The organism is Campylobacter corcagiensis (genome assembly GCF_013201645.1).
In the GTDB taxonomy this organism is placed as follows: domain Bacteria; phylum Campylobacterota; class Campylobacteria; order Campylobacterales; family Campylobacteraceae; genus Campylobacter_B; species Campylobacter_B corcagiensis.
The window spans coordinates 951542-964304 of record NZ_CP053842.1; the positions used below are offsets into that span (position 1 = coordinate 951542).

16 protein-coding genes are annotated in these 12763 nt (G+C 31.7%); 2 read left to right on the forward strand and 14 right to left on the reverse strand.

Going from position 1 to position 12763, the window contains the following annotated elements; translation table 11 throughout:
• Positions 1-75: 75 nt before the first annotated feature.
• Entirely contained in the window at positions 76-885 is an 810-nt protein-coding gene (gene pgp3 / locus CCORG_RS04930) for a peptidoglycan metallopeptidase Pgp3 (RefSeq protein WP_025803363.1), read from the reverse strand.
• A gap of 107 nt (positions 886-992) precedes the next feature.
• Between pgp3 and CCORG_RS04935 the strand changes: the two genes are divergently transcribed.
• Positions 993-1724 carry a lipid-binding SYLF domain-containing protein gene (locus CCORG_RS04935; RefSeq protein WP_025803362.1) on the forward strand — a complete coding sequence of 244 codons (732 nt, stop codon included), beginning with the start codon at positions 993-995 and terminating at the stop codon, positions 1722-1724.
• A gap of 28 nt (positions 1725-1752) precedes the next feature.
• Here the strand turns inward: CCORG_RS04935 and glyS are convergent, their stop codons facing one another.
• From glyS to CCORG_RS04985, 11 genes are read right to left on the reverse strand one after another with little or no spacing between them, the layout of a single operon-like run.
• Entirely contained in the window at positions 1753-3759 is a 2007-nt protein-coding gene (glyS, locus tag CCORG_RS04940; protein ID WP_025803361.1) for a glycine--tRNA ligase subunit beta, read from the reverse strand.
• Positions 3743-3874, reverse strand: a complete 132-nt coding sequence (locus tag CCORG_RS09030; protein ID WP_265092849.1) for a hypothetical protein — start codon at positions 3872-3874, stop codon at positions 3743-3745. The genes glyS and CCORG_RS09030 overlap by 17 nt, the downstream gene beginning before the upstream one ends.
• The gene (locus CCORG_RS04945) at positions 3871-5172 is read right to left on the reverse strand and encodes an endonuclease/exonuclease/phosphatase family protein (protein WP_025803360.1); all 1302 of its coding nucleotides are present in this window, start codon (positions 5170-5172) and stop codon (positions 3871-3873) included. The genes CCORG_RS09030 and CCORG_RS04945 overlap by 4 nt, the downstream gene beginning before the upstream one ends.
• The gene (locus tag CCORG_RS04950) at positions 5169-5636 is read right to left on the reverse strand and encodes a tRNA (cytidine(34)-2'-O)-methyltransferase (RefSeq protein WP_025803359.1); all 468 of its coding nucleotides are present in this window, start codon (positions 5634-5636) and stop codon (positions 5169-5171) included. The genes CCORG_RS04945 and CCORG_RS04950 overlap by 4 nt, the downstream gene beginning before the upstream one ends.
• Positions 5636-6472, reverse strand: a complete 837-nt coding sequence (gene purU, locus CCORG_RS04955) for a formyltetrahydrofolate deformylase (RefSeq protein WP_025803358.1) — start codon at positions 6470-6472, stop codon at positions 5636-5638. The genes CCORG_RS04950 and purU overlap by 1 nt, the downstream gene beginning before the upstream one ends.
• Positions 6473-6516: 44 nt before the next feature.
• A complete protein-coding gene (locus CCORG_RS04960) occupies positions 6517-7626 on the reverse strand; it encodes a tRNA nucleotidyltransferase/poly(A) polymerase-related protein (protein ID WP_025803357.1) in 1110 nt (369 codons plus the stop codon).
• Positions 7583-7900, reverse strand: a complete 318-nt coding sequence (locus CCORG_RS04965; protein WP_172658556.1) for a CiaD-like domain-containing protein — start codon at positions 7898-7900, stop codon at positions 7583-7585. The genes CCORG_RS04960 and CCORG_RS04965 overlap by 44 nt, the downstream gene beginning before the upstream one ends.
• Positions 7882-8109, reverse strand: a complete 228-nt coding sequence (locus tag CCORG_RS04970; protein ID WP_025803355.1) for a tetratricopeptide repeat protein — start codon at positions 8107-8109, stop codon at positions 7882-7884. Before CCORG_RS04970 ends, CCORG_RS04965 begins: the two co-directional genes overlap by 19 nt.
• Entirely contained in the window at positions 8102-9172 is a 1071-nt protein-coding gene (gene leuB / locus CCORG_RS04975) for a 3-isopropylmalate dehydrogenase (RefSeq protein WP_025803354.1), read from the reverse strand. The genes CCORG_RS04970 and leuB overlap by 8 nt, the downstream gene beginning before the upstream one ends.
• 8 nt (positions 9173-9180) lie before the next feature.
• Entirely contained in the window at positions 9181-9660 is a 480-nt protein-coding gene (gene leuD / locus CCORG_RS04980; protein ID WP_025803353.1) for a 3-isopropylmalate dehydratase small subunit, read from the reverse strand.
• Positions 9661-9719: 59 nt separating this feature from the next.
• Positions 9720-10316 carry a LysE family translocator gene (locus tag CCORG_RS04985; RefSeq protein WP_025803352.1) on the reverse strand — a complete coding sequence of 199 codons (597 nt, stop codon included), beginning with the start codon at positions 10314-10316 and terminating at the stop codon, positions 9720-9722.
• Positions 10317-10457: 141 nt separating this feature from the next.
• Here CCORG_RS04985 and CCORG_RS04990 point away from each other — a divergent pair, with 141 nt between their 5' ends.
• On the forward strand, positions 10458-11750 hold the full coding sequence (locus CCORG_RS04990) for a dicarboxylate/amino acid:cation symporter (protein ID WP_025803351.1): 1293 nt from the start codon (positions 10458-10460) through the stop codon (positions 11748-11750).
• A gap of 20 nt (positions 11751-11770) precedes the next feature.
• Here the strand turns inward: CCORG_RS04990 and CCORG_RS04995 are convergent, their stop codons facing one another.
• Together CCORG_RS04995 and CCORG_RS05000 are read right to left on the reverse strand one after the other, a co-directional pair.
• Positions 11771-12100 carry an AzlD domain-containing protein gene (locus CCORG_RS04995; protein ID WP_051487270.1) on the reverse strand — a complete coding sequence of 110 codons (330 nt, stop codon included), beginning with the start codon at positions 12098-12100 and terminating at the stop codon, positions 11771-11773.
• Positions 12090-12755: an AzlC family ABC transporter permease gene (locus CCORG_RS05000; RefSeq protein ID WP_025803349.1), complete on the reverse strand. Its 666-nt coding sequence runs from the start codon at positions 12753-12755 to the stop codon at positions 12090-12092. Before CCORG_RS05000 ends, CCORG_RS04995 begins: the two co-directional genes overlap by 11 nt.
• Positions 12756-12763: the final 8 nt, after the last annotated feature.

Consider the following 12763-nt stretch of genomic DNA (forward strand, 5'->3'; position numbering starts at 1 on the left):
TAATTTATCTAAGTATAACAACTATTTGTTAAGTATATGTGAATTTCTTAATATAAACAACCAAATTCTGAAATCTTACTCAGCTTCAAATAAAGAGTAGTTAATCTTTTGTATAAATTTTAAAGGCTCAACGCTATTTCCACCCACCATTATGCCAAAATGAAGGTGTGGGCCACTTACTCTACCGCTATCTCCACTAAGACCAATGATCTCTCCTTTTTTTACCTTATCGCCTACTTTTTTGTCTATCCTACTTAGATGATAATACTGTGAGTAAATTCCAGCACCATGATCAATGATAATAGAATTTCCAGCAAAATATCTATTTTTAGCTAAAACAACAACTCCTGAATTTGCTGCTTTTATAGGCGTTCCAATAGCCGCTCTATAGTCAGTTCCTGAGTGATAGCTTTTAAGTGAGCCATTAAAAAGCCTAGCATTTCCAAAATTTGATGTGATAAAAGAATTTAGTGGAGCTTCAAATTTAGAATCAAACAAAAACTCATCACCAACTTTAGAATAAATTTTCCACGCTTCCTCACTCTCTTTTTTTATTCGCTCTTGATTTTCTTTACTAGGACTTGACATACCAGGAGCAACTGTGATTTGCTCTTTTTTATAATCTCCATCTTTTAATTTAAATACAATAGGCTCGCTGTCAAAAATTTCAACTTTTATATCATCTTTTGCTCTATAATTACTACTTATCAAAGCTATCATAACGCTATTTTTATTAGGATGTTTTATCCACTTTCCCTCTTTGCCATTTACAACAATCTTTTTTGCCACGCTCTCATCAGCTCTTAGAATTTCAGTATCGCCATTAATAATCGTATAAGCAAAAATCTGAGTAGCAATAGCTAAAATAAACAAAATCTTTCTCATTTTTAACCTTTATTTAACAAATTTAGCCTAAATTCCTGCTTTTCATACAACAAAACAAAAATTTGCTGCTATAATATACCAAAATTTTAACTAAAAAGGATAATGGTATGAAAAAGATACTTCTTGGATTAGTATTGCTTTGTTTAGGTGCTAATGCAGATGTTACTCAAAATGAAAGAGTCTATGCTGCAGCAAATGTTGTAAAATCTTTTGGTTGCGATACAAATAGGACCTTTCAAGATAAATATCTAAAACATGCAAAAGCTGTAGCAATCTTAACAGATGTAACAAGAACTGGAGTTATAGCTTCTGTTCAAAGTGGTGATGGTGTGTTTATAACAAGAGACTTTAATGGAAACTGGACATCACCTCTTATGATAAAATATAGAGGTTTTGGAGTTGGATTTCAAGCTGGTGTAGAATCTAGAGATGTAATTGTACTTTTCCAAACAAGTAAATCATACAGAGATATCTTTGAAGGTATGGATACACTTGAGGCAAATGCAGGAGCAAGTGCTTTTGATGGTGGTTATGCTACTGGAGCTATGACAGATCTACCTGAAGTTTCAGCGTGGATGATAAATCATGGTGAAGTTACTGGTTTGTATGTTGGTGCAACTATTGATTTTGGTAGACTTACAATAGATAATCAAGCAACAAATGATTACTATGAGAGAATTTATGATTATGAAGATATACTAAATGGCTCACCAAGAGATAGTAAATATACTAAAATGCTTAAAAATTCACTTAGTACATATATAAGTGGAGATAGAAAAGATGGTCAGTGCAATGTAGATAAATTTATCTATGAAGAAAAAGGCTCAATAAGACCATAGCTATTTTGGCTACCTAAAAGGTAGCCTTTTATATACTTATCTCTTTTATATCAGCAACTTTTAAAAACGCCTTATAAACAGCTCCAACTAAAGCGATGCGATTATTCCTTATCTTTTCATCATCAACATTTATCATAACAGAATCAAAGAAAGCATCGATCTCGTTTTTTAGATTAAAAAGCTGATTTAAGTAATTTTTATAATCTTTAACTTCTAAATCTAGCCCCTTATAAGCACCATATAACTCAAGTTCAGCACTTTGTTTAAGTAAGCCATCATCAACACTATCAATAGTTTCATCTTTTATGATATTTGCTAATCTTTTAAATGTGCTAAATTTCTCTTTAAAACTATCCGCTTTGCTTATCTCATCAAGAGCAAGTATGGCTGAGTTTAACTTTTTAAAATCAGTTTCGCCACTTTTTAAACAAGCATTTATAATAGAAGCATTTACATCAGGATATATGCTATTTAGCCTATCCATAAAAAACTCTACTAAATTTTGGATCTTAAAGTTTGCATAGTTTTTAGCGTTTTCTTCGGCAATAGCTTTAATGTCAAAATTTAGATCTTTAGCTAGAACTATTTTGATGATGCTAAGCGCTGCTCTTCTTAAAGCAAATGGATCTTTTGTTCCAGTCGGCTCTTTATTTATAGAAAAAAGACCAAACATACTCTCAAGTTTTGTGGCCATGTTTACAACAGCACCAAAAAGAGTTGATGGAATTTCATCATACAGATACTGCTCTTTTATAGCAGTAGAGACAAACTCATTTTCATCTTTAGCATAATAACTACCCATTATACCTTGAAGCTCGCCAAACTCACCAACCATTCCAGTTGCAAGATCAGCTTTACTTAGCATAATAGCTTTTTCTAAGCTAGGTTTATAATCCCCACCAAACTCACTTTCAAGCTTACTATCGTAAATTTTAGCTAAGCTTTTAGCAACTTCAAGCTCACGAAGCTCTTTATCATAAACAGTTCCAAGTTCACTCATATATGAAATATTTTTAAGTGGCTCAGGGCTAAATTTGGATTTTAAATCACTTTCCCAAAAAAACATCGCATCACTTAATCTAGCTCTTAAAACTCTCTCATTTCCAGCTATAACTAAGCTTTCATCGCTTCCTACGCCGTTACTTACAACTACAAAGTTATTACTTAATTTTTCATCTTTAAAAACAGGAAAATAGCGTTGATTTTCCTTCATTGATGTGATTATAACCTCTTTAGGAACTTCTAAAAAACTCTCATCAAATTTACCAAGAAGAGCTTTTGGATGTTCGGTTATAGCAACTATTTCAGCAAGTAAAGAGTCATCTTTTTCTACTTTTAAGCCATATTTTTTCTCTATTTCTAGGATATCGCTTTCTATCATCTCTTTTCTTTTAGATGCTTTAAGCGTTATGCCATACTTTGGTAAGAGATTAAAATACTCATCAAATGAGCTAAATTCAATCTTTTCATATCCAAAACTTCTATGTGGATAAAAGCTTTTATCACTTCTTACGCCATAAATTTCCATATCTACATTTTCATCATCGACCATACATATGATAGATCTTATCGGACGGATAAACTCATACTCCTTATCTCCCCATCTCATAGATTTACCAAAATTCAGATCTTTTAAAAATTCATTTATTATATCACCAAGTAGCTCTTTAGTGTTACTTCCTTTTTTCACGCTTAAGTGATATAAAACCTCTTTATCTTTGATATTTTTAAACTCAAGCTCATCTACACTTATGCCACACTTGTTTGCAAAACTAATAGCAGCTTTAGTCCAGCTTCCATCTTTTAGTGCAACAGCCTTTGGAGCACCGATACTTTCTACTGTAATATCATCTTGATTTTTTGGAAAATCATCACTAAAAAGCACTAGCCTTCTTGGTGTGTACTCAAATTTGAAATTTGAATTTATGTTGTAGTTACTTAAGATTTTATTCCACTTTAAAGGGATATTAGCCTCCTCTTTTAGAAAAGGTATAGCTGGAAGCTCTTCAACTCCTATCTCAATCAATACTCTCATTTTTATCCTCTTTCTTATCTTTTAAATTTCTTTTTTGTTCCATCTGTTTATTAAAGCCTATAACCGTCACTGCTACAAAAAGCACAAATAAAACTGTCATTATAAAATCTATCATTTTACAAGTAACTCCAATTCACCTTTAAAATTTATAACAAAAGCATTTTTAAACAGCATCTGCCTATCACTATTTTCCAAAGAACCACTATTTTTTGAGTAAATACGGATATTTCCTTTTCCATAATAGAGCCTACCATTTATAACTTTTCCGCTTATAGAAGATATTGTATCGCCAACTTTTATGAAATTGGAGATCTCTTTTGTGTAGTTGTTTAGATCAGCTTTTTCATCATAAATTTTTTCTATTTCTATATCTTTAACCTCTAAATTCTCTTTATAAACATCAACACTATATATCGTAGCATCAACTAAATCTCCAACTTTAAACCTGCTTTTTTTATCATATACATAAATTCCCCTACCGCCATTTTGAGTAATAGCATATCCAAATTTATCGGTGTATGTGATAGCTGCTTTTTCTAGCTTTAACTGGCCTGTAAATTTACCCACTTTATAAACTTCATCTAGACTATTAAGAGTGGTATTTGTAGGCTTTTGAGCTTGTGTACTAAGAGTTACCATAAGTAGGTCATGGTCTGAAAGATTAGGACTTTTTATCACCTTAAAGTTTTTAAAATTTAATGTGTTTTTTTGATTAGAAAAAAAGCTCTTATCAAGAAATATATGATCAATTGCCCTACCACTTACATGTGAACTTCTTTGAAAACCAAATCTTTCTTTCCATAAATTTCTAAATCTTTCTTCAAGTGGTTTTAACATATAATTTGGCTTATAATCTTCGTTAAAATCTCCTACAATTATGGCATTTATAGAGTTATAAGCAAGCATTAAAAGCTGATCAATCTCTTTTTTTCTACTGATTTGTGAGTTTTTTTGTGAAAGGAAATGAAGGTTAAAAAGAGTAAATTTATACTCACCAATTTTAAAATTTAGTCTTAAAATATCACGAGCTTTTATATCTCTAAAACGGTAATAACTAAAGCTATCTATCTTAATTTTTGAAAGAACACCAACTCCAAAAGGTGAATCTTTTTGTTTGCTAAATTTATAATATCTATAACCGCTATTGTTAGCTAAACGCTTTAAAACATCTTCGTTTTCAATCTCTTGAAGTGCTACAATATCTGCCCCAACTTCAATTAAAAAATTTGATATATCCTTGCTTTTTTTAAGATATTTAGAATTTGACCAATTAGATTTTCCTATTTTAAAATCCCTATACTCTGTGCCGTGATTTTTACCATCAAAAAGATTTTCTACATTAAATGTAGCTATTTTTATATCAACCCCAAAAAGAGATATAACAAAAAATAGCATTATAAATAAAATTCTCATAAATCAAATCCTTTAAAATTCTGTCTAATAGCTTCGTAAGCTACTATGCCTACACTCATCGCTTGATTTAGACTTCTGCCGTTTTTTCCCATTGGAATTTTAATGGCATTTTTAAAATTTATCTGCATTAAACTCATCGGAAGCCCTGTGCTCTCACCACCAAAAAAGATATAATCCCCTGGAGTGAATTTGGCATTAAAATAGTACTCTTTAGCCTTTGTAGTAGCAAAGAAAAAACGATCTTTTTTATCAAAATTTGCCTTTAAAAACTCATCCAAACTATCCCAAATTTTAGGATTTAGTTTTTTCCAGTAATCAAGTCCAGCACGCCTTACAGCTTTCTCATCAAGGCTAAAAACAGTTGGCTTTACGATATGAAGCTTAAGATCAACATTTACACAAAGCCTACCGATAGCTCCTGTATTTTGTGGAATTTGAGGATGGACTAAAACGATATTAAACATTAAAAAATCACAGTTTTATTATCATAAACAAAGACTCTATCATCTAAAACCAAATCAAGCCCACTAGCTAAAACATTTCTCTCAACATTTCTGCCCGCTTTTCTCATATCTTGCCAACTCATTTCGTGATTTATACTAATAACATCTTGAGTTATGATTGGACCTTCATCAAGATCATTATTTACAAAGTGAGCGGTTGCTCCAATTATTTTTACACCACGTTTAAAAGCTTGCTTATAAGGGTTTGCACCGATGAATGCAGGCAAAAATGAGTGGTGAATATTTATAATTTTTTCTGGATACTTTGCCACAAAATTTGGAGATAAAATTCTCATATATTTTGCCAAAATTGCATAATCAAACTCATACTCACTCATCTTAGCTAAAACCTGCTTTTCATGATCTTCACGGCTTATATCATTACTACTTATATGAAAAAACGGCACCTCAAATTTTTCAACCAAATTTCTTAAATCATCATAATTTGCTATAACTGCTTTGATATTTGCATCTAATTCACCACTATAGTGACGAATAAGCAAATCACCCAAACAGTGAGTTTCTTTGGTGGCTAGGATGATAATATCTTTTTTTCTTTTCATGCCAAATTTAATATTTGCATTTGGTATAAAGCCACTAAGTGAGCCTAAAAATGAACTCTCATTAATGTCATTATCGGTCTTTATAACAGCTCTAAAGAAAAATCTACCATTTTCATGATCAACAAATTCACTACTTGAGTGAATATTTAAGTTATGTTTAAGGATAATATCTGTAATACGATAAATCAAGCCCTTTTCATCAACACTATCAACTTTTAAAATGTACTCTTTCATCTAAATTCCTATTTATAAAAAGGTTTATTTTACCCAAATTTGGCTTATTTTATGCTTTTAAGATACTCTTTTAGCTCTAAATTTTGCCTTCTTTTAATCTCTAAGCCGATATCTTTGCCACTAAAGCCATCATCAATGACGCTTTTTGCTGTAATTTTTGAGAAGAATTTTCTATCATAAATGTTAAGCTTTTTAGCTCTATTTACAAGGCTTTGTGAATTTAGACCAAGCCACTCTTTTAATGGCATAATAGCCCAAACACTTAAAAGATCTTCATCGGTTGGATTTTTAAAGTATGGCTCAGTTAAAATTCTTTTGAATTTTGTACTCAAATTTAGCCTTTTTAGAAGTTTAGCTTTATCTAGATTTAAGAAATTTGAAAGAGTGTATAAAAAAAACATCTCATTTTTTACAAAATTTTGTCCATTTTTAATAAGTTCGTAAAGCTCATTAAAATGCTTAAATTTAGCTCCAAATAAAAACTCATCAAGACCAAGTTCATATATTAGCTTTAAACCTAAGTGCTTAAATTTAGCATTAAAAAGTTTTAGAAGTTCAGCTGAAATTCTATCCTTGCTAAGGTCATTTAAACTTATACTTTTCATTAAATTTAAGGTATTTGGTTCAACTTCTAACCCAAATCTAGCCACAAATTGAACACCTCTTAAAACTCTAAGGCTATCTTCTACAAAAGTTTTTTCATCAACGACTCTTAAAATTTTATTTTTAATGTCGCTGATTCCGCCGTAGTTATCCACAACTTCGTCACTAAAAATGTCTATCATTATGGAATTAATCGTAAAATCCCTTCTTTTAGCAGCTAATTTAAGAGAATTTGTTAATTTAACTTCAAAAGCTTTATGTCCAAAGCCTGTTTTACTCTCAGTTCTAGGAAGTGATATATCAAAATTTTGCCACTTATAAACAAAGTAGTTTTTACCAACGCCATCTGCTTTAATCTCTCTCATCAAAGCGTCAAATTTTAGTGGCGTTATATCAAAAACTTCTATATCAATGTCTTTTGTTTTAATATTTAAAAAGCAGTCTCTTACAAAACCACCCACAAAATAAGCCCTTGTGGTGTGGTTTTTAAGTAGGTTTTTAAGCTCGTTAAGCTCCTTTGATATCCCCAACTCTTTTATCGATAGTTGCAAGTAAAAACTCCATAAATTTTAGATTTAACTCAACTCTTGCTTCGATATCACCTTTATCAAAGTTGCTAAGACCTTCAAAAAGCACTAAAATTCTATCTTTTACAGAATTTAAAAACTCAAGTTCGCCCTTTTTATACTCCTCAAGGTCAGAATTTACAGGAGTAAAACCGTCCAAATCTGACTCTTCTAAATTTTGGCTAAACTCTTTTTTGTTTTTAAGCTCTTTAATTATAAGCTTTATCTCATCTTCTATATTCATATATCTACCAGCCATCTTTTAAATTTATCAATGTCATTTTTATCAGTACTATAAAAAAGCTCTAATTTATCACTATAGTTTTTTTTTGCTGATGCTAATCTTTTTAGCCCCAAAAGAGCCTCTTTGTTATTAGGATCAGCTTTTAAGATATCTTTGTACAATAAAACTGCATCTTGAGTAAGTCCTTGAGACTCATAAATCAAAGCTTTTGTAAGGTTATTCATCTGCAATAATATTACTTATATGAGTGCCTATCTCTTCAGTTGAACAGATCTCTTTTGCACCAAAATTTGAGATATCTTTTGTTCTATATCCTGATTTTAGGACTTTTTTTACAGCATTTTCTATGCATTGTGCAGCTGCTTCTTCTTCAAAAGCATATCTTAGCATCATAGCAGCACTTAAAATCATAGCGATTGGATTTGCTATGCCTTGACCTGCTATATCTGGAGCTGAACCATGGATTGGCTCATAAATTCCAACTTTTCCACCGATACTTGCACTTGGTAAAAGCCCGATAGATCCACATATCATACTTGCTTCATCGCTTAAAATATCACCAAAAAGATTTTCTGTAAGAATAACATCAAACTGGCTTGGGTTTCTAACTAGCTGCATAGACGCATTATCCACATACATCATCTCAAGAGCTACATCTTCATAATCTTTTGCCACTAAAGATACAACTTCACGCCAGAGCTGACTAGTTTCTAAAACATTTGCCTTATCAACTAAAGTTACTTTTTTATCTCTTTTTTGTGCTGCTTCAAAGGCCACTTTAGCTATGCGGCGAATTTCATCACTTGTATAAATCATAGTATTATACGCTTTATCAATTTGTTTTTCTCGTGGCTCACCAAAATAAAGACCACCAGTTAGCTCTCTAACAACCATAATATCCACACCTTTTAAAACATCAGGTTTTATAGTTGATGCTTCTACCAACTCATCAAAAACTAAAGCCGGGCGAAGATTTGCAAATGCACCAAGTCCTTTTCTTAGCTTTAAAAGTCCACTTTCAGGGCGTAAATGTCTTTCAACATCATCCCATTTTGGTCCACCTATGGCTCCAAAAAGCACAGCATCTGAATTTAAAGCACCCTCTAAAGTCTCACTAGGAAGTGGCTCACCAAATACATCAATAGCTGCTCCACCCATTAAATAGTGTTCATAGTTAAAGTCAAGATCAAATTTATTAGCCACTGTATCTAAAACCTTAATTGCTTCATCAACTATTTCAGGACCTATTCCATCGCCTTTTATAACACAAATTTTATAATGTTTCATATCTTTCCTTAATTAAGTTTAGTTTTAGCGTAGTTTATAAGACCACCAGCCTTGATGAGTTCTTGCATAAATTCAGGAATGGCTTCAAATTTATAAGTTTTATTTGTAGTATTATTTGTAATAATACCTTTATTTATATCAATATCTAAATCATCACCTTCACTTATCTCATCTGCATCTTTGCACTCTAAAATCAAAAGCCCAGTATTAAAGCTATTTCTATAGAAAATTCTAGCAAAACTCTTAGCTATAACACAACTTATCCCAGCAGCTTTTAGGGCTATAGGAGCGTGTTCGCGACTACTGCCACATCCAAAATTCTCTCCAGCTACGATGATATCACCATCTTTTACTTTCTTAGAAAAATCAGCATCTCTATCTTCCATGACATGAGTTGCTAGAATTTTAGGATCACTCGTGTTTAAGTAGCGAGCTGCGATGATTATATCAGTATCAATATTATCATCAAATTTCCATACTTTTGCCATATTTTTTCCTTATTTATTTCAAATTTTAGTTTGGTATGATACCAAAAATTTCTAAATACCTAGCTTATTATTAACCAAATTCCAACAATGCCTAGTAAAATAGCTGAGATAGTTGTTAGATATTTTAAATATGAGTTCATAAATTTTCTAAATACAGCACCACCTCCAGCATAACTTACAAAAGCAATAATTTGAGTTATTCCAATCAAAGCTATTATTATAAAAAGACGAGAATTTATTAGGCTTGTTTTGTCTAAAAATGGAGGTAAAAGTGTTGCCATAAATATCCACGCTTTTGGGTTTGTAAAGTCAGTGACAAAGCCTTGGATAAAAAGAGCTTTGTTTGAAATCTTGCTTTTTATGCTTGTGCTTTCAACCTTTAAATTGCTTTTGGCAATTGAGTAAGCAACATATAAAATATAAAGTCCAGCTAAAATTTTAAAAATTTTAAAAATATCTGGATGGTTTAAAATAAGAGTTCCAACCCCAATAGCACAAACAAATGCCACTATCATAAGCGATATTACCCCACCAGCTATCATAAATAAAGTTTTTCTAAAGCCAACGCTTAGTCCAAGGCTTAGTGCCAAACTCATATCAATACCTGGCAAAAACGCAGCAGCTGTAAAAGTTGATATAAAAAGTAAGTAGTCCAAATAACAACTCCAAATTTTAAAATTGCGAAATTGTAACTAATTTGGCTTAAATTTTAATAATTTCACTATTAACAGCTATAAATACGCTAAATTTAAGCTAAAAAAGTTAAAATTATAAAGATTTTAAAACAAGGAGTATCTATGTCAGATAGTAAAAGTGGCATTCTTTCAGCTTATTTTAGAGCAAATTTAGCTAAAAGAATTCTCATCGGTCTTATTTTGGGCTCAATCTTTGGTATAGTTATGGCATATTTGGGTAATAAAACCCTTATACCATACCTGCAACCATTTGGCGATCTTTTCGTTCGTCTTTTAAAAATGATAATAGTTCCTATCATTGTTGCTTCTCTTATAATGGGAACTAGTTCTATATCACCTTCAAAACTTGGTAGAGTTGGTGGAAAAGCTGTGCTTTTTTACTTTCTAACAACACTTGCTGCTATCGTGATAGGCTTAATTTGTGCTTTTATATTTAAGCCAGGATCTGGACTTGATTTAAGTGATGCTTCAGTTGCTGTTACAAAAGCAGCAGAACAGACACAAATAAGTCAGATTTTGCTTAACATTGTCCCAACAAACCCAATTGAATCAATGGCAAAAACAGATATCTTACCAATAATTTGTTTTTGTATATTTTTTGGTATCGGCTTAGCTTTTGTAAGAGATAGCGAAGATGAAAGAATAAAAGCTGCTGGAGAGGTTGTTTATAAATTTTTTGATGGTGTAAGCGAGATAATGTTTTTAGTCGTTAAGTGGGTTATGCAATACGCTCCAATAGGTGTTTTTGCGCTTATGTTTGTTGTATTTAACAAAAGCGGTGCTGGAGCGATAACTTCTTTACTAAATGTTACTTTTACTTTGTATCTTGGACTCTTCTTACAAGTTGTTTTAGTTTATTGTGGTATTTGTTTATTGATAGGTTTAAAACCGCTTGAATTCCTTAAAAAAGTTCGCCCACCGATGCTTATGGCTTTTGTTACAAGAAGTTCAAATGCTACTTTGCCTATCTCTATGGAAACAGCTGATGAGGATATGGGCGTTCCAAAAGGAATTTATAGCTTTGTACTGCCAGTTGGAGCTACAGTAAATATGAATGGAACTACAGTTTATCTTGGCGTTTGTGCACTTTTTATAGCTAATGCATGTGGAGTTGATTTAAGTGTTGGAAACTATGTTACTATAGTTTTAACTTCAATCCTTGCAGCAATCGGAACAGCTGGAATACCAGGAGCTGGAGCTATAATGCTTTTATTAATCCTTCAATCAATCGGTCTTCCTGTTGAAGGAAATGTAGCAATAGCTTATGGAATGATACTAGGAATAGATGCTTTACTTGATATGGGTAGAACTTCTATGAACGTTACAGGAGATGTTATAGCATCTGTTTGGGTTGCTAAAACTGAAGGCGAACTTGACGAAAGCAAATGGTCATAAATTTAAGGGGTTAAATCCCCTTAAATTCTTATAATAAACATATATAAAATCGTAGAAATTACTATACTCACTAAAGCGTTTTTACCTAAAATTTGAACTATAAAAGCTACTAAAATTCCTAAAATTTCAGCCCACGGATAGTAAACTGAACGAGTTGTATTAAGAGCGTAAAATATCAAAACAACCATTATGAGCAAAGCACTGTTTTTTTGTAAAAATCTAAGCCAGTAGTTATGTGATAAATTTTTTAAAAAAGCATATGGCAAAAAACGAGTTATAAATGTAGCCACGCTAGCTAATATAATTGCTATTAAAATCTCTAAATTTGAGCTATTTGCACTAATTATCAAGCCATCTCCTTAGTATCAAAATAAGCATAAATCCAATCACTAAAGACAAAATTAGCATTGACTTAGCAGGTAAAAAAAGCAAGCCAAAAATTCCAACTCCTACTGAAATTCCAAGAAGTTTAAAATTTCTATCACCCCTTAAAATTTCAACCGCTAAAACAACAAAAAGCCCAACTAAACAAAACTCAATACCACTATAATCAAATTCTAAATTTTTACCAACTAAAACCCCCAAAATAGTGCCAAAAACCCAATAAATTTGATTTAAAAGTGGTAGATAAAAGTACAGTTTATCACGGTTTTCATCACTTACTTTTATAGTTTTAAGAACCGCAAAACTCTCATCTGTTAAAGCAAATATCGTATAAAACCTGCTCTTAGCTTTTATAATATCATCAAGAAGTGTTGTTGTGTAAAAAATATGTCTTAAATTTAGTATAAAAGTTGCCATAAAAATTTCTAAAACTCCAGCACCAACACTAAGTAAACTAACAAGCAAAAACTGCCCACTTCCAGCGTAAACAACCATACTAATAAACACTACAGCCCAAACTGGAAGCCCAATACTTACAGCTAAAAGCGCATAAGCAGCCCCAAGTGGAACATATCCAAAAAGCACTGGAAGAGATAGTTTAAAAATCTTTTTTAAACTCAAATTTAATC

Excerpts from the sequence above, each read along its gene's own strand:
- pgp3 (WP_025803363.1), bottom strand. The coding sequence starts at position 885 with ATGAGAAAGATTTTGTTTATTTTAGCTATTGCTACTCAGATTTTTGCT.
- CCORG_RS04935 (WP_025803362.1), top strand. The coding sequence starts at position 993 with ATGAAAAAGATACTTCTTGGATTAGTATTGCTTTGTTTAGGTGCTAAT.
- glyS (WP_025803361.1), bottom strand. The coding sequence starts at position 3,759 with ATGAGAGTATTGATTGAGATAGGAGTTGAAGAGCTTCCAGCTATACCT.
- CCORG_RS09030 (WP_265092849.1), bottom strand. The coding sequence starts at position 3,874 with ATGATAGATTTTATAATGACAGTTTTATTTGTGCTTTTTGTAGCAGTG.
- CCORG_RS04945 (WP_025803360.1), bottom strand. The coding sequence starts at position 5,172 with ATGAGAATTTTATTTATAATGCTATTTTTTGTTATATCTCTTTTTGGG.
- CCORG_RS04950 (WP_025803359.1), bottom strand. The coding sequence starts at position 5,636 with ATGTTTAATATCGTTTTAGTCCATCCTCAAATTCCACAAAATACAGGA.
- purU (WP_025803358.1), bottom strand. The coding sequence starts at position 6,472 with ATGAAAGAGTACATTTTAAAAGTTGATAGTGTTGATGAAAAGGGCTTG.
- CCORG_RS04965 (WP_172658556.1), bottom strand. The coding sequence starts at position 7,900 with ATGGCTGGTAGATATATGAATATAGAAGATGAGATAAAGCTTATAATT.
- CCORG_RS04970 (WP_025803355.1), bottom strand. The coding sequence starts at position 8,109 with ATGAATAACCTTACAAAAGCTTTGATTTATGAGTCTCAAGGACTTACT.
- leuB (WP_025803354.1), bottom strand. The coding sequence starts at position 9,172 with ATGAAACATTATAAAATTTGTGTTATAAAAGGCGATGGAATAGGTCCT.
- leuD (WP_025803353.1), bottom strand. The coding sequence starts at position 9,660 with ATGGCAAAAGTATGGAAATTTGATGATAATATTGATACTGATATAATC.
- CCORG_RS04990 (WP_025803351.1), top strand. The coding sequence starts at position 10,458 with ATGTCAGATAGTAAAAGTGGCATTCTTTCAGCTTATTTTAGAGCAAAT.